This window comes from Burkholderia sp. MSMB1459WGS (assembly GCF_001534535.1).
GTDB lineage: Bacteria > Pseudomonadota > Gammaproteobacteria > Burkholderiales > Burkholderiaceae > Burkholderia.
The window spans coordinates 136,769-152,401 of the sequence record NZ_LPMU01000023.1 but is presented as its reverse complement, the minus strand read 5'-3'; the positions used below and the strand labels follow the sequence as shown (position 1 = coordinate 152,401).

Here is a 15,633-nt window from a genome sequence, read left to right as displayed (position 1 = left end):
TTCAGCCCTCAAGTCGCCGGGTGCGCTGTCGCGGCCCTGTTCGAGCACGACCGCCGCGCCTTTGCGCACCGAATTCGCCAGCACCGTCCGTACCGGATAGACTGTCGCCCGAATCCTTCCATCGGCCGCGGCGTTCCGCCTCCTGCCGCCGCCGGAACGCCCCTTCCCGGAGAACGAATGCTGAAGCGCCAGTGGTTTTCGCTTGTGCTGCTGACGGTTTGCCTGCTCGGGCAACGCGCGTCGGCCCAGTCCACGCTCGAACTCGACACCGACGGCACGGCCCGCGCCCTCACCCGACAGACGTTGCTCGCTCGTCCGGACGCGACCGACATCCACGTGCCGCGCGACATCGCGTACGGCCGGCCGATGACGTTCCGCGCGGTGCCGTTCGCCGCGCTGCTCGGCGACACCCCGCTGCCGGCCGCCGGCGTGCTCGAAACGCGCGCGGCCGACGGTTTCGCCGCGCAACTGCCGCTCGATCTCGTGCGCCGCCGCGCGCCGGCCGGCGCGATTCCGTGGCTCGCGATCGAGGATCCGGCCCGTCCGTGGCCGAAGCTGCCCGGCAAGCAGGTCAGCGCGGGGCCGTTCTATCTCGTCTGGCTCGGGCCGGACGCGTCGTCGGTGCGCGGCGAGCAGTGGCCATACCAGATCGTTCGCATCACGATCGAATCGTCGCCGCTCGCGCGCTGGCCGTCGCTCGCCGTCGATGCGGCGTTGCCCGCGAACGACCCGGCGCGCGCGGGCCAGCACCTGTTCGTCACGCAATGTCTCGCGTGTCACCGCATCGACGGTGCGGGCAGCAGCCACGCCGGCCCGGATCTGAACGCACCGATGAACCCGGTCGACTACTTCCAGCCCGCCGCGCTGCGCCGCTACATCCGCGACCCGGCATCGGTGCGCGACTGGCCGGGCCGCAGCATGCCGGCGTTTCCGCCCGATCAACTGAGCGACCGGGAGCTCGACGAGATCGTCGCGTATCTGGGGTATATGGCGCGCCGCAAGGCCGGCAAGTAAGCCGCGCGCCGGTTACCCACCCGCCGCGCTTACGCTTCCTGCGCGCTCTGCAGCACCGCGCGCAACAGCACGTCGGCGCCGGCCGTCGCCCATTCCGGCGTAATCGCTTCGGCCTCGTTGTGGCTCAGCCCGTCGACGCACGGCACGAAGATCATGCCGGTCGGCGCGACACGCGCGACATAGCACGCGTCATGGCCCGCGCCGGACACGATGTCCATGTGCGACAGCCCGAGCGCACGGGCCGCGTCGCGCACCGTGTCGACGCAGCGCGGCGCGAACGGTATCGGCGCGTACGTGAAAATCTGCTCGATCTGCGCGCCGAGGCCGGCTTCGTCGGCCACGCGCGCGAGTTCCGCGCGCAGCGCCGCGTCCAGTGCGTCGAGCACCGCATCGTCGGGGTGACGGAATTCGACCGTGAAGAAGCAGCCGCCCGGCACCGTGTTGCGCGAATTCGGCCGCGCGTCGATCATCCCGACCGTTGCACGCGCATCCGGTGCGTAGCGGCGCCCGAGCACTTCGACGAACGAGATCATCCGCGCCGCGCCGACCAGCGCGTCGCGACGGAACGCCATCGGCGTCGTGCCCGCGTGCGCGTCGACACCCGTGAGCGTCACCTCGTACCAGCGCTGCCCCTGCCCCCCGGTCACGACGCCGATCGTCTTGCCGGCCCGCTCGAGAATCGCGCCCTGCTCGATATGCAGTTCGTACGCCGCGTGCACCGGATAGCCGCCGACCGGCTCCGTGCCCGCGTAGCCGATCCGTTCGAGCTCTTCTCCGATCGTCCGGCCAGCGCCGTCGGTGCGCGACAGCCCATATTCGAGCGTATAGACGCCCGAGAACACGCCGGCCGACACCATCGCCGGCGCGAAGCGCGAGCCTTCCTCGTTGGTCCAGATCACGACGTCGACCGGGCGCTCGGTCTCGATCCCCGCGTCGTTCAGCGCGCGCACGACTTCGAGGCCGCCGAGCACGCCGTAGATCCCGTCGTAGCGGCCGCCGGTCGGCTGCGAATCGGCGTGCGAGCCCGTCATCACCGGTGCGGCGTCGGGATTGCGGCCCGCGCGGCGCGCGAACACGTTGCCCATCCGGTCGACACGCACCGTGCAGCCGGCGTCGCGCGCCCACTGCACGAACAGGTCGCGCGACTCGCGGTCGAGATCGGTCAGCGCGAGGCGGCAGACGCCGCCCTTCGGCGTCGCGCCGATCTGCGCCATCCGTTCGAGCGATGCCCACAGACGGTCGCCGTCGACGCGCGGCATGGTCACGGTGGCGTCACGCATCGCCATTCTCCGGCGCGCTTTGCAGCGCATAGCGGAAGTCGCAGCGCCGGCCGCCCTGCATGATCGTGCTCGTGCGCGTGAGCGCGATGTCCGGCGCATAGCCCTGGATGAAATAGCTGTCGCGCGCACAGCTCAGCAGGTGCCCGATCTCGCCGAGCCCCATCGCGTGATACATCTCCGCGTAGCTGCAGCGATGCACGTCGTAGTCGTAGTGCGCGTCGTCCGCCCGCCGTACCTCGACGTCGAGCGCATCGTCCTTCTCCCACAGCACCTGCAGCGCGATGAACGACTTCACGCTCGTGCCGTGCGGCTCCTGCGCGGCGAACGTACGGCCCGCGTCGACGGCCGCGCCGCGTACGGCTTCCGCGATCACGGCCTGCGCGCGCTCGGCGCCGAACTCGCGCTTCATGATCTCGTAGATCGGCTTGATGATTTCCGCTTCGATGCGGCGCCGCGCGAGGATCCCGAGGCGCGGGTCCTCGGGTGCGGCGGCGGATGTCGGGTTCGCTTCGGTCATGGGGATCGTCTCGGTCGTTTTGCGGTTACTTGGCTGCGGTGCGCGAGCCGCCGAGCACGTCGACGACGGCCCACTTGCCGCCGCGCACCTGGTAGATCGTGAAGGCCGGATCCTTCAGGTTGCCTTCGGCGTCGAACGCGATGCGCCCCGTCACGCCGGGCCGCTCGATCGCGCGCACGGCCGCGACCAGCTTCGCCGGCTCGGTCGTGCCGGCCTTCTGCGCGGCCGCGATCAGCGTGGCGGCGGCGTCGTACGCGAACGGCGCATGCAGTTCGATCGGCGCGTGAAAGCGGGCCTGGTATTGCGTGTCGAACGCCTTGCCGCCCGGCATCCGGTCGAGCGGCAGGCCCGGCTCGAGCGCCGTCACGGCGTCGCCGTCCTTGCCGGCGAGCGACAGGAAGGTCTGGCTCACGAAGCCGCCCGCACCGAGCAGCGGCGCGTTCACGCCGAGCTGGCGCATCCGGCGCGCGATCGGCGCGGCCTGCGCGTCGAGGCCGCCGAAGAACACGAGATCCGCGCGCTTGCCCTTGATCGCGGTCAGCACGCCGCTGAAGTCGGTCGTCTTGTCGTTCACGTACTGGCGATCGACGATCGTGCCGCCGTTCGCCTGCGCGCCCTTGATGAACTGGTCGGCCAGCCCCGCGCCGAACGACGTGCGATCGTCGATCACCGCGATGCGCTTCGCCTTCAGCGTCTTCGCCGCATACGCGCCGGTGAAGTTGCCGCCTGCATCGTCGTGCCCCATGATGCGGAACGCCGTCGCGTAGCCCTGCTGCGTGTATTGATGGCCGGTGGAGGCCGGCGCGATCTGCGGGATGCCGGCGTCGCGGTACACGCGCGACGCGGGCACGCTGCAGCCCGTGTTCCAGTGACCGACGACGCCGATCACGTGCTGGTCGACGAGTTGCTGCGCGACCGCGACGGCCGTGCGTGGGTCGGACTGGTCGTCGGCCGCGACGAGCTTGTAGATGACCGGCTTGCCGCCGATGGTCGGATGCTTCGCGTTCGCGTCGTCGATCGCGAGTTGCGCGCCGTTCTGCAGATCCTTGCCGATCCGCGCGGACGGGCCGGTGAGCGGCGCGGCGAGACCGATCAGGACCGTCCGTGGAGCGGACTGGGCGAACGCGGGAACGGAGGCGACCAGCGCGGCCGCCGAGAAGGCGAGGCTGGCGGAGAGGAAAGCGATTTTCATGTGCGGGGGGACGATCAGTCGAATCAAAAACATGAAAAATATTAAATATTTAGGACCTAAACCTCAAATACCCAATTGTTGGATGCTTATACCGTTCCCGACACATTAGCGTACATCGCTGTAAATGCAGGATATTTTTGTGTTGTCGCTTACCCTTATTTTTCGATAAAATTCGATACATGAAAAATATCGAACAATTGCCGCACGATCCGCCGCTGCGCGCGGTGCGTGCGTTCGAAGCATTTGCGCGTCTCGGCTCGGTCACCGCGGCGGCGGGCGAACTCGACATCACGCCGTCGGCGGTCAGCCATCAGCTGCAACTGCTCGAAGCGTTCATCCAGACGCCGCTGACGGTGCGAGAAGGCCGGCTGCTCGTGCTGACCGACGAGGGGCGCGACTACTACCGGTCGATCAGCGCGGCGTTCTCGGTGCTGCGCAGCGCGACGCGCTTCGTGCGCGACCGTTCGTCGCTGCGCCAGATCACCGTCAGCCTGATTCCGTTGCTCGGCATCGGCTGGTTCATTCCGCGGCTGCACGCGTTCCTGGCCGACAACACCGATGTGGACGTCACGGTGCTGTACGCGCATCACCGCAACTACCGAAGCGATGCGTCGGACCTGTCGATCCGCTTCGGTACCGGCGACTGGCCCGGCTACCGCTGCGAGCGGCTGCTGCCTGGCGCGATGGTGCCGATGTGCAGCCCGTCGTTCCTGAAGCGTCATGGACCGTTCCGCACGCCGGCCGATCTCGCGCGCGCGCCGCTCGTGCACGACGAGGATCGCAGCACGTGGGTCAACTGGCTGCAGGGTGCCGGCGTGCGGCACGTATCGCACGCGGTGGGACCGATGTTCGAGGATGGCCAGCTCACGCTGAGCGCCGCCCGCGCGGATCTCGGCGCCGCGTTGCTGCGCGCGCCGCTGGTCCAGCGCGAACTGGCGAACGGCGAACTCGTGCAACTGTTCGATCACGCGCTCGACGACGGGCGCGACTACTACCTGTGCACCCGCGAGGATGCGGACCTGCCGGACGGAGCGCGACGGCTGGCGGCGTGGTTGCGGAAGATGGCGGGGATTTGAGGGGCCCTTGCCGTCGTCGTGCCGGGGCCTTGCATGCTTTCAAGTCGGCATATATGATATGCATATCATATATCGGAGGTTTGCCATGAGCCGGATTCTGGTCGATCTGTCGGATGGCCAACTAGACGCGCTGGCCGTCATCGTCGAGACTCAACACCGTCCCCGCGCCGCCATCATTCGCGACGCGATCGATGCCTACATTGCCCTGAACAAGCACCGGCTTGCCGACGACGTCTTCGGTCTCTGGAAAGATCGCGCGATCGATGGGCTCGCCTATCAAGAGGAATTGCGCTCGGAATGGTAAAAGCCCTTTTCGACACCAACATCCTGATCGATTATCTGGGCGGCGTGGAATCCGCCCGCGCGGAGCTAGGGCGCTACGACTATCGCGCAATCAGCATGATCTCGTGGATGGAAGTCCTCGTCGGGGCATCCGCAAGTGACGAGGCCCCCATCCGTGCATGGCTCTCGTCGTTCGATGTCATCGCACTCGACAGCACGGTTGCGAATCGCGCCGTGACGATTCGCAAGGACCGCCGGATACGCCTGCCCGACGCGATTGTGTGGGCGTCGGCGCAGGTGAACGGGCTGTTGCTCGTATCGCGCAACACGAAGGACTTTCCCGCCTCCGAACCCGGCGTCCGCGTGCCGTATCAGATTTAAGCAGGCGTACGCGAGCGCGTACGCCTGCACAGCACATCCCCCGAGCCGCGCTCATGCCGAGCGGGCGCTACCCGCGTCAACGTCGTCCGCCCTTCCCACCTCCCGCCAATCAAGGGCCGGAAGCAGATAGAAAATCCCGATGTCCCGGATTGAAACAAGCAATTTCACAACTTCAGGGTGAACCCGGATACTGGCAACACTCCACTCACCCCTGACGAAAAGGAATTGTCCAGATGCCGATCATCAACACCCAAATCAAGCCGTTCAAGGCAACCGCTTACCACAACGGCGAATTCGTGCCCGTTTCGGAAGAGAACTTCAAGGGCAAGTGGTCCGTCGTCGTGTTCTACCCGGCCGACTTCACGTTCGTCTGCCCGACCGAGCTGGGCGACCTCGCCGACCGCTACGCGGAATTCCAGAAGCTGGGTGTCGAAATCTACGGCGTGTCGACCGACACGCACTTCACGCACAAGGCATGGCACGACACGTCGGACACGATCGGCAAGATCAAGTACCCGATGATCGGCGACCCGACGCTCACGCTGTCGCGCAACTTCGACGTGCTGATCGAGGAAGAAGGGATGGCGCTGCGCGGCACGTTCGTGATCAACCCGGAAGGCGAGATCAAGCTGTGCGAAATCCACGACAACGGCATCGGCCGCGACGCGGGCGAACTGCTGCGCAAGGTGCAGGCGGCGCAATACATCGCGGCGCACCCGGGTGAAGTGTGCCCGGCCAAGTGGACGCCGGGTGCGGAAACGCTGACCCCGTCGCTCGACCTGATCGGCAAGATCTGACGATCGCGCCGCGCGCCTCGCACGAGGCGCGCGACGGCGGGCCGCCGCATCCCGCGGCCCGCGCCTTCCTCCGGCACGACGTGCCCGACCAGCATCATCAATACGGAATCCGAAACGCCATGCTCGACGCCAATCTCAAGAACCAACTCAAAGCGTACCTCGAAAAAATCACGCGCCCGATCGAACTCGTCGCCTCGCTCGACGACAGCGCGAAATCGCAGGAACTGCTGGCGCTGCTGACCGAGATTGCGTCGCTGACGGATCGCGTGACCGTGGCCGAACGCCGCGACGACGCCGAGCGCAAGCCGTCGTTCTCGATCGGCGAGCCCGGCAAGCCGGCCGGCATCCGTTTCGCCGGCATTCCGATGGGCCATGAATTCACGTCGCTCGTCCTCGCGTTGCTGCAGACGGGCGGCCACCCGATCAAGCTCGACGACGACGTGATCGAACAGATTCGCGCGCTCGACGGCGACTACGCATTCGAAACGTATTTCTCGCTGTCGTGCCAGAACTGCCCGGAAGTCGTGCAGTCGCTGAACGTGATGTCGCTGATCAACCCGCGCATCCGCCACGTCGCGATCGACGGTGCGCTGTTCCAGGATGAAGTCGAGTCGCGCCAGATCATGGCCGTGCCGACGATGTTCCTGAACGGTGCGTCGTTCGGCCAGGGCCGCAGCAGCGTGAAGGAAATCCTCGCGAAGCTCGATACGGGCGCCGGCGAACGCGCGGCGAAGTCGCTCGAAAACAAGCCGGTGTTCGACACGCTGATCGTCGGCGGCGGCCCGGCAGGCGCGGCCGCGGCGATCTACTCGGCACGCAAGGGCATCGCGACGGGCGTGGTCGCCGAGCGTTTCGGCGGCCAGGTGCTGGACACGATGGCGATCGAGAATTTCGTGTCGGTACAGGAAACCGAAGGGCCGAAGTTCGCGACCGCACTCGAACAGCACGTGAAGCAGTACGACGTCGACATCATGGACGTGCAGCGCGCCGACGCGCTGATTCCGGGCGACGTGCACCAGATCCGCCTCGCGAACGGCGCGGTGCTGAAGGCGAAGACGATCGTCCTCGCGACCGGCGCACGCTGGCGCGAAATCAACGTGCCGGGCGAGCGCGAGTACCGCAACCGCGGCGTCGCGTACTGCCCGCACTGCGACGGCCCGCTGTTCAAGGGCAAGCGCGTCGCGGTGGTCGGCGGCGGCAACTCGGGCGTCGAGGCCGCGATCGACCTCGCGGGCATCGTGAAGGAAGTCACGCTGATCGAATACGGTGCGCAACTGCGCGCGGACGAAGTGCTGCAACGCAAGCTGCGCAGCCTGCCGAACGTGACGATCGTCACGCAGGCGCAGACGACCGAACTGACCGGCGACGGCAGCAAGCTGAACGGGCTCGTCTACAAGGATCTGCGCTCGGGTGAAACGAAGCGTGTCGAGCTCGAAGGCGTGTTCGTGCAGATCGGCCTCGTGCCGAACACCGAATGGCTGAAGGGCACGGTCGAACTGTCGAAGCACGGCGAGATCGTCGTCGATGCGCGCGGTGCGACGTCGGTGCCCGGCGTGTTCGCGGCCGGCGACGTGACGACGGTGCCGTTCAAGCAGATCGTGATCGCGGTCGGCGAAGGTGCGAAGGCGTCGCTCGGCGCGTTCGATCACCTGATCCGGCAGGACGTGGCGGCGCCGGCGGCGAGCGCGCAACCGCAGGCCGAAGAAGCGGTCGCCGCCTGACGCAGGCCGGCCCCACACATCGAAGTTTGTCTCTCTTGGCCCCGCATGCCTTGGTCGGCGTGCGGGGCCCTTTTTATGCCGAAGACGTGCGCGGTTACTTGGTCGCGGTCGGGCCACCGTCCGCCGGCGCAGGCGCCGTCGACTTGAAACTGCTCGACTGCCTGACCAGTTGCTCGGTCATCGCGGCCGCCACCGGATTCGCGCCGGACGACGAACCGCCCTGCCGGTACGAACCGGTGCTCGCCGGCATCGAGGATACCGGCGACATCGACGGCGGCGGCAACGACGGGTCGAGCTTCGCCGACTCCCTGACGAGCGCGGCCGTCTCTGGCGTTTCGGATTTCGTCGCGGCCGGCGGCGCGGCGGCGGCGTGGCGTTCGAGGCCGTCGCGCTTGCGCGGCGCGCGTTGCGTGACCTGCGCGGGCGCAGCCGACTGAGCGCGTTTGGCGGCCGGGGCCGGGACGGGGGCCGGAGGCGAAGCCGGGGCCTGCGCCGATGGGGTCGAATCCTGCTCGTCGACCGTCACGACGTTGACCTTCGGCGGGGGTGCGACCGGCTTCGTTACCGGTTGCGGCTTGTCGCTGACGACCGGAACCGCCGGCGCAGCACCGACGCGTGCGGGGGCGGCCGGCGCGGGTGTGGGCGCGGAGGGAGGCGGCGCGGCCGCCGCCAGTTTCGGCGCAGTCGCTGCGGCCGGTGCCGGCGGCGCGATCGTGCCCTGTACCGCGTGATCGTTGCCCGCGGGCGCCGCGGCAACCGGCGCGGCCGAATCGCCGATGCCGGCGTCTTCGATCGCACGGTGGTCCGCGCGTAGGAGCATCACGTACGCGGTGCCGGCCGCGGCGACCAGAAGCCCGCCGGCGATCATCATGGTTTTACGGGTACTCGTCATGCTTGCTCACCGATCATATCGACGTGAACAAGTCATCATACGCGGCCGACGTCCGTTGATCCCGTATGAATACAATTGGTTGCATTGATCACGGCGGCGGGCCATCGGCCCCGCGCGATGCCGCGCCGCACTATCGTCGGACAAGAAAAAACGCCGCCCTTCGACTGTCAGATGCAGAAGATCGCGACCGCGATCCCGCCGAACAGCAGCCACTTGACGACGTAGTACACGGTGCGATTCCACGCCTTCAATCGCTTGCCGGCGCGCCGAATCGCATACAGGTACCTGAACGCACGATTGAGCCCGCCCGTGCGATCGCCGGTTTCGTTCGGCGACGCGGCCGCGCGCATCAGCAGTTGCCCGAATGCATCGTTGACGCGCTGCGCCCAGCGATATTTCATCGGACGATCGATGTCGCAGAACAGGATCACGCGATCGTGTTCGGTGCGGTTTTCGGCCCAGTGCAGGTACGTCTCGTCGAACATCACGGCCTCGCCGTCGCGCCATGCATACGACTCGCCGTCGACGACGATCCGGCACGCGTCGTCGTTCGGCGTATCGAGCCCGAGATGGTAGCGCAGCGAGCCCGCATACGGATCGCGATGCAGCCCGAGCTTGCCGCCCGGCGGCAACTGCGCGAACATCGCCGCCTTGATCGACGGAATCCGCGACAGGATCTCGACCGAGCGCGGGCACAATGCCTGCGCGGACGGATGCGGCGCATCGTACCACTTCAGGTAGAAACGCTTCCAGCCGTGGCGAAAGAACGAATTGAAGCCGATGTCGTTGTACTCGCCCGACGCCTTGATCCGGCTCGCGTCGCGCAACGCGAGCGCTTCGCGGCGAAACGTGCGCCATTCGCGCTGCAGCACCGCCAGCTCCGGAAAGCGATCCGTGTCGACGAACGGCGTGGTCGGCACCGACGAGAACGCGTACGAAAAGCAGTTCAGCGGTGCGGTAAAGGTCGAGTGGTCGGAAAGTTGCCTGAACAACCGGTGCCGAACCTTGCCGCGCCGATGCGTGTACACGACACACGCAATGAACACGATCAGCAGGACCCAGCGCATCGATATTTCCCCCGTGGTTCTTTGGCGAAATTCTAAAGACGGGGAAAATTTCCTGCATTGACGCACAGGCGGGACGATGGGCAGCGGGACGACACGGCGCGAATGTCGATCGACCGAGGCCGAAACGCCGAAAAGCCCGCATATACGGGCTTTTCGGGCTATCCGCACGCGCACGCGGCATGCCGCCGACGCACGCGCCGGCGGCGATTATTCCGGAAACGGCAAATCAGTTTGTCCGTCTGCGCGCATACCGAACGTGTTGAGCGTCATCGCGACGAGCGCGTAATAGCCGAGCAGCGCGACGAGGTTCACCACGGTCTCGTGGCCGAAACGCGCCCGCGCGCGTGCGAACGTCGCATCGCTCACGCGGCGCGTGTCGTACAGCTCGGTGGCGAACGCATGGATCAACGCGTCGTCGTCCGATTCGAAGGCCGGCGCGACGCCACGCCGGATCGCGTCGGCGGTTGCCGCCGGCAAGCCGGCATCGAGCGCGATCGGATGATGGATGTGCCACTCGGCCTGCGAGCGCCAACGCGCGGCTGTCACGAGAATCGCGAGTTCCGACAGGCGCAGCGGCAGCCCCGTGCGGTAGCGGCAGAACGCGCCGAGCTTCTGCGCGTGCTGGGCCAGTTCGGGGCTCGCGATCCAGCCGAGGAACGGCCCGTTCAGGTTGCCGCGCGGGCCGCTGAGGATGTCGGCGAGCACGGCCTTCTGTTCGTCGGTGGCCGATGCGGGATCGAAAGGAGGGAGTCTGTCCGTCATGATGAAAATTCGTTGAGATCGGGGTTCATGCGCCGGCCGACGCGAGCGCCGCGCCGATCGCGCCGGACAGCCGTTCGACGATCGTGTCGATCTGCTGCGCGGTGCAGACGAACGGCGGTGCGACCAGAATGTGGTCGCCGTGCACGCCGTCGATCGTGCCGCCCATCGGATACACCATCAACCCGCGCTGCATCGCTTCGCGCTTGACCGCCGCATGCAGCTTCAGCGCGGGATCGAACGTGGCCTTGGTGTCGCGATCGCGCACGAGCTCGATGCCGACGAACAGCCCGCGGCCGCGCACGTCGCCGACATGCGGATGCGCGCCGTAGTGCTCCCGCAACGACGCGCGCAACTGCTCGCCGCGCGCCTTCACGTTGTCGAGCAGCTTCTCTTCCGCGATCACGCGCTGCACCTCGAGCGCGGCCGCGCACGCGGTCGCATGGCCGAGGTAGGTATGACCATGCTGGAAGAAGCCCGAGCCGTCGACGATCGTCCGGTAGATGCGGTCGCTCACCAGCGTCGCCCCGATCGGCTGGTAGCCCGCGCCGAGCCCTTTCGCGATCGTCAGCAGATCGGGCGCGACGCCGTCTTCGTCGCACGCATACAGGTAACCCGTGCGCCCCATCCCCGACATGATCTCGTCGAGAATCAGCAGCACGCCGTACTTGTCGCACACCGCGCGAATCTTCTTCAGGTAGGTACGCACCGGCGGCACCGCGCCGGCCGTGGCGCCCACCACCGTTTCCGCGACGAACGCCGCGACGTTTTCCGCGCCGAGTTCGACGATCTTGCGTTCGAGCTCGTCCGCGAGGCGCTGCGCGTACGCTTCGTCAGTTTCGCCCGCCAACTGGTCGCGGTACGCATAGCACGGGCTCACGTGATGCGCTTCGATCAGCAGCGGCAGGAACGGCTCGCGCCGCCACGCGTTGCCGCCGATCGCGAGCGCGCCGAGCGTGTTGCCGTGATAGCTCTGGCGACGGGCGATGAAATGACGCCGCTGCGGCTCGCCCTTCTCGACGAAATACTGGCGCGCGAGCTTCAGCGCGGCCTCGATCGCCTCGGAGCCGCCCGACACGAAGTACACATGCTCGAGCCCGGCCGGCGCGGCGTCGACGAGCCGGTCGGCCAACTCCTCGGCCACGTCCGTCGTGAAGAACGACGTATGCGCGTACGGCAGTTGCTGCACCTGCCGCTTGATCGCGTCGATCACGCGCGGGTTGCTGTGGCCGAGACACGATACGGCCGCACCGCCGCACGCGTCGATATAGCGTTTGCCGGTCGAATCGATGATCTCGATGCCGTCGCCTGCGACGGCAACGGGCAAGGTGGCGCGCGGGGCGCGATGGAAAACGGTCGTCATGCGTGGCCTCATGGATCAGGATGCGCGGTGTGCGCATCCGGACGGCACGATGCGCGTCGCGAAGCGCTGCGTGCCGTGTTGATGGACGGTGAAGTCGATCGCGGTGTCGCGAATCGCGAACACCGCGGTCGCCAGCGTGTTTTCGTCGTCGGGGTCGGCCGGATCGTCGCGATAGATCGGCAACCCTTCCGGCGCCCGATCGCCGAGCACGCGCAGCAGCGCGGCTTCGTCGATCGCGTCGATGCCGCGCGTGAGCGCGTCGACGCGCCGCTGGCGATCGCCGGACGATTGCGTCACGATCTGCGCTTCCGCATCGCAACCGGGATGCACCAGGTGATTCGCATGGCCCGCAAGCCGTGCGACGTCGACGACCGAACAGCGCGCGACGCTCGCCTCGATGCTCAGCAGCCGCGCATCGCCGGTCGCACCGAGCGTGTGATGAAAGCCGCTCGCGCGCGCATGCGTGCGCAGCACGTCGGCGGCTGCGTCGAGCGACGTCGCGTCGAGCACGGCGCGCGCGAGGATCATGCGCGGCACGCCCGGCGCCGGCGTGCGGATCCGCAGGTTGTTGATCGCCTGCGCGATACCGGCGCGGTTCGCGGCGAACGTATGTCCCGGCAGCGAACCCGGGTAATAGAAACTGACGAACCCGGGCTTGCCGGCGGGTTGCACGTCGACGAGCAGGCAACGTTCGCGCAGGTACGGATCGCCGTCCTCGTTGTGCGCGATCCAGCGCGTGCCGTCCGCGCCGCGCGCGGCGAGCGTCGTGCAGCCGTCCGGCGCGTTGTGAATCAGCTCGCCGCGGCAATTCCACAGAAAAATGTCCTCGGCCGGCCAGCCGATGCCCGCCGCGATCCCGTCCAGCTCCGCGACGAGATCGGGGTACGCGGCCAGCGCGGCCTGCCGCAGCGCATCGACGAACGGATGGCCGCGCCAGCGGCGCACGGCCTGCCATGCGCCGCTCTGCTGCATGTACGGATCGAACACGGGGCGGGCAAGCTCGCCGAGGCGCACGCCGATGTCGAACGGCGTGCCGGCGATGACGGGTGAAAGGGAAAGCGGCATGTCGGGTGTTTCGGTTTCGTTCAGGATACGTGCTTCAGGAATTCCTTCAGGCGTGGCGTCGGCGGCCGGTCGATCAGGTCGGCCGGATGGCCGTCCTCGGCAATGCCGCCCTGATCCATGAACAGCAGCCGCGTGCCGACCCGCTTCGCGAAGCCGATCTCGTGCGTGACGACGATCATCGTCATCCCTTCGGTCGCGAGATCCTGCATCACTTTCAGCACTTCGTGGCGCAATTCCGGATCGAGCGCCGACGTCGGCTCGTCGAACAGCATCAGCCGCGGCCGGATCGCGAGCGCACGCGCGATCGCGACGCGCTGCTGCTGGCCGCCCGACAGCTCCGACGGGTAATGATTCGCGCGCGATTCGAGGCCGACCTTGTCGAGCAGCGCCATCGCCTGGTCGCGCGCGTCGGCGCGCGACGCGCCGCGCACCTGCATCGGCCCGAACATCACGTTCTCGAGCGCGGTCATTTGCGGAAACAGGTTGAACTGCTGGAACACCATGCCGGCTTCGAGCCGGATGTTGCGGATCGTCGCCGCGTTGCCGCGCACGCTCTGGCCATCCACCAGCAGCTCGCCGCCGGTGATCTTCTCGAGCGCGTTGATACAGCGCAGCATCGTCGATTTGCCCGAGCCCGACGGGCCGACCACGACGACCACCTCGCCCGCGTCGATCTTCAGGTCGATGTTCTTCAGCACCGGCACATGGCCGAAGCTCTTCGACACGTTCTGGAATTCGATCATGCTCATAAGATTTTCATCCGCTTTTCGACGAGCCGAAGCGTCAACGTCATCGCACCGGTCAGTATCAGGTAGATGACCGCCACCGCACTCCAGATCTCGACCGCCTGGAAATTACCGGCGATGATTTCCTGCCCCTTGCGCGTCAGCTCGCCCACGCCGATCACGATGAACAGCGATGTGTCCTTCAGGCTCACGATGCACTGGTTGCCGAGCGGCGGAATCAGCCGACGGAACGCCAGCGGCCCGACGATCTTCAACAGCACGCGCGGCATCGACAGCCCCATCGCGAGCCCCGCTTCCGTCAGCCCCTTCGGGATCGACAGCAGCGCGCCGCGCACCACTTCCGCGAGATACGCGCCGGAATTCACCGTGATCGCGATGATCGCGGCCGTCAGGCCGTCGATGCGGATATGCGCGAGCAGCGGCAGGGCGAAATACAGGAACATCACCTGCACGACGATCGGCGTGCCGCGGATCAATTCAATATAGACCTGTGCGAGCACGTTCATCGCCTTCGGTCCGTATGCGCGGAACATGCCCGCGATCATCCCGACGACGAAGCCGCCCACCAGCCCGAAAAATGCGATGAACACCGTCAACCGGACCCCGTCCATCAGGTCCGGCAACGCCGCCCAGATCGCCGACCAATCGAAATTCACTTGTCGCTCCCCGTTCGATTCAAGACCCGCGCGGCCCCGGGGCCGCGCGCCGATGCGCCGTCACGCTCACATCTTCGGCGGCTCGGCACCGAACCACTTCTTGTAGATCTGCGCGTAGCGGCCGTCGGCCTTGATCTTCACGAGCGACGCGTTGACCTTCGGCACGAGCGCGCTGCCCTTCGGGAAGCCGATCCCGTACTTGTCGCCGCTGACCGGCTGGCCGGCGACCTTCACCTTGCCCTTGCCTTCGTTGTTCACGAAGAACAGCACGTTCGGCGTGTCGTGCATCGCCGCGTCGACGCGGCCCGCTTCGAGCGCGAGGTAAGCCTGGTCGATGTTCGGGAACTGGCGGACCTCCTTCGGCTTCAGGTGCGCCTTGATCCAGTCGATCGTCGCGGTGCCCGTCTTCGCGGCGATCACCTTGCCGTTCAGGTCGTCGATCGACTTGATCGACGTGTCGCCGGCCTGCACCATCGCGGCGAGCCCGCTGTCGTAGTAAGGCGCGGAGAAATCGATCGCTTTCTTGCGCTCTTCCTTGATCGTCATCCCCGACAGCGCGACGTCGATGTTCTGCGTCTGCAGCGCCGGAATCAGGCCCGCGAAATCCATCGGCTGGATCGTGTATTTCCAGCCCTGGTCCTTCGCGATCTCGGCCCACAGGTCGAGATCGAAGCCGACGTACTTGTCGCCCTGCTTGAACTCGAACGGCATGAACGACGTATCGGTCCCGACGACGAGCGTCTTGGTGTCCGCGTGCGCGAGGCTGGCGCCGAGTGCGGCGACGACCGCGACGGCTTTCAGGAAGGAACGGCGACTCATGGATTC

17 protein-coding genes are annotated in these 15,633 nt (G+C 66.9%); 6 read left to right on the top strand and 11 right to left on the bottom strand.

From position 1 onward, the window contains the following. Positions 1–177: 177 nt before the first annotated feature. Entirely contained in the window at positions 178–1,014 is an 837-nt protein-coding gene (locus WT97_RS08440) for a cytochrome c (RefSeq protein ID WP_059500768.1), read from the top strand. A 29-nt stretch (positions 1,015–1,043) separates the two neighbouring features. On the opposite strand, the gene WT97_RS08435 is transcribed toward WT97_RS08440, so the two are convergent. From WT97_RS08435 to WT97_RS08425, 3 genes are read right to left on the bottom strand one after another with little or no spacing between them, the layout of a single operon-like run. After that, entirely contained in the window at positions 1,044–2,294 is a 1,251-nt protein-coding gene (locus WT97_RS08435; protein ID WP_059500769.1) for a Zn-dependent hydrolase, read from the bottom strand. After that, on the bottom strand, positions 2,287–2,811 hold the full coding sequence (locus WT97_RS08430; RefSeq protein WP_060035994.1) for an L-2-amino-thiazoline-4-carboxylic acid hydrolase: 525 nt from the start codon (positions 2,809–2,811) through the stop codon (positions 2,287–2,289). The genes WT97_RS08435 and WT97_RS08430 overlap by 8 nt, the downstream gene beginning before the upstream one ends. Before the next feature lie 25 nt (positions 2,812–2,836). Beyond that, entirely contained in the window at positions 2,837–4,003 is a 1,167-nt protein-coding gene (locus WT97_RS08425) for a branched-chain amino acid ABC transporter substrate-binding protein (protein ID WP_060035995.1), read from the bottom strand. Between the two features lie 179 nt (positions 4,004–4,182). On the opposite strand from WT97_RS08425, the gene WT97_RS08420 reads away from it, so the two are divergent. The 5 genes from WT97_RS08420 to ahpF all read left to right on the top strand — a co-directional run bounded on the left by WT97_RS08420 (position 4,183) and on the right by ahpF (position 8,260). Further along, positions 4,183–5,079 carry a LysR substrate-binding domain-containing protein gene (locus WT97_RS08420; RefSeq protein ID WP_059500772.1) on the top strand — a complete coding sequence of 299 codons (897 nt, stop codon included), beginning with the start codon at positions 4,183–4,185 and terminating at the stop codon, positions 5,077–5,079. A gap of 85 nt (positions 5,080–5,164) precedes the next feature. Next, positions 5,165–5,383, top strand: a complete 219-nt coding sequence (locus WT97_RS08415) for a ribbon-helix-helix protein, CopG family (protein ID WP_059500878.1) — start codon at positions 5,165–5,167, stop codon at positions 5,381–5,383. After that, complete coding sequence (locus tag WT97_RS08410; RefSeq protein ID WP_059500773.1) at positions 5,377–5,742, top strand: type II toxin-antitoxin system VapC family toxin; 366 nt, start codon at positions 5,377–5,379, stop codon at positions 5,740–5,742. Before WT97_RS08415 ends, WT97_RS08410 begins: the two co-directional genes overlap by 7 nt. A gap of 233 nt (positions 5,743–5,975) precedes the next feature. Then, positions 5,976–6,539, top strand: a complete 564-nt coding sequence (gene ahpC / locus WT97_RS08405) for an alkyl hydroperoxide reductase subunit C (RefSeq protein ID WP_034179823.1) — start codon at positions 5,976–5,978, stop codon at positions 6,537–6,539. A 119-nt stretch (positions 6,540–6,658) separates the two neighbouring features. Then, positions 6,659–8,260 carry an alkyl hydroperoxide reductase subunit F gene (ahpF, locus tag WT97_RS08400; protein WP_060035996.1) on the top strand — a complete coding sequence of 534 codons (1,602 nt, stop codon included), beginning with the start codon at positions 6,659–6,661 and terminating at the stop codon, positions 8,258–8,260. A gap of 94 nt (positions 8,261–8,354) precedes the next feature. Here the strand turns inward: ahpF and WT97_RS08395 are convergent, their stop codons facing one another. From WT97_RS08395 to glnH, 8 genes are all read right to left on the bottom strand, one after another. Then, a complete protein-coding gene (locus tag WT97_RS08395) occupies positions 8,355–9,152 on the bottom strand; it encodes a hypothetical protein (protein ID WP_060035997.1) in 798 nt (265 codons plus the stop codon). Between the two features lie 167 nt (positions 9,153–9,319). Beyond that, positions 9,320–10,219 carry a lipid A hydroxylase LpxO gene (gene lpxO, locus WT97_RS08390; protein WP_059500776.1) on the bottom strand — a complete coding sequence of 300 codons (900 nt, stop codon included), beginning with the start codon at positions 10,217–10,219 and terminating at the stop codon, positions 9,320–9,322. Between the two features lie 207 nt (positions 10,220–10,426). After that, on the bottom strand, positions 10,427–10,981 hold the full coding sequence (locus WT97_RS08385) for a carboxymuconolactone decarboxylase family protein (protein ID WP_059795664.1): 555 nt from the start codon (positions 10,979–10,981) through the stop codon (positions 10,427–10,429). A gap of 25 nt (positions 10,982–11,006) precedes the next feature. After that, a complete protein-coding gene (locus WT97_RS08380; RefSeq protein ID WP_060035998.1) occupies positions 11,007–12,341 on the bottom strand; it encodes an aspartate aminotransferase family protein in 1,335 nt (444 codons plus the stop codon). Between the two features lie 15 nt (positions 12,342–12,356). After that, positions 12,357–13,406: a C45 family peptidase gene (locus WT97_RS08375; protein WP_060035999.1), complete on the bottom strand. Its 1,050-nt coding sequence runs from the start codon at positions 13,404–13,406 to the stop codon at positions 12,357–12,359. Positions 13,407–13,426: 20 nt separating this feature from the next. Further along, entirely contained in the window at positions 13,427–14,155 is a 729-nt protein-coding gene (gene glnQ / locus WT97_RS08370; protein ID WP_034205076.1) for a glutamine ABC transporter ATP-binding protein GlnQ, read from the bottom strand. Next, positions 14,152–14,808, bottom strand: coding sequence for a glutamine ABC transporter permease GlnP (gene glnP / locus WT97_RS08365; RefSeq protein ID WP_059500780.1), 657 nt, complete (start codon positions 14,806–14,808; stop codon positions 14,152–14,154). The genes glnQ and glnP overlap by 4 nt, the downstream gene beginning before the upstream one ends. Before the next feature lie 66 nt (positions 14,809–14,874). Further along, complete coding sequence (gene glnH / locus WT97_RS08360; RefSeq protein WP_034205078.1) at positions 14,875–15,627, bottom strand: glutamine ABC transporter substrate-binding protein GlnH; 753 nt, start codon at positions 15,625–15,627, stop codon at positions 14,875–14,877. Positions 15,628–15,633: the final 6 nt, after the last annotated feature.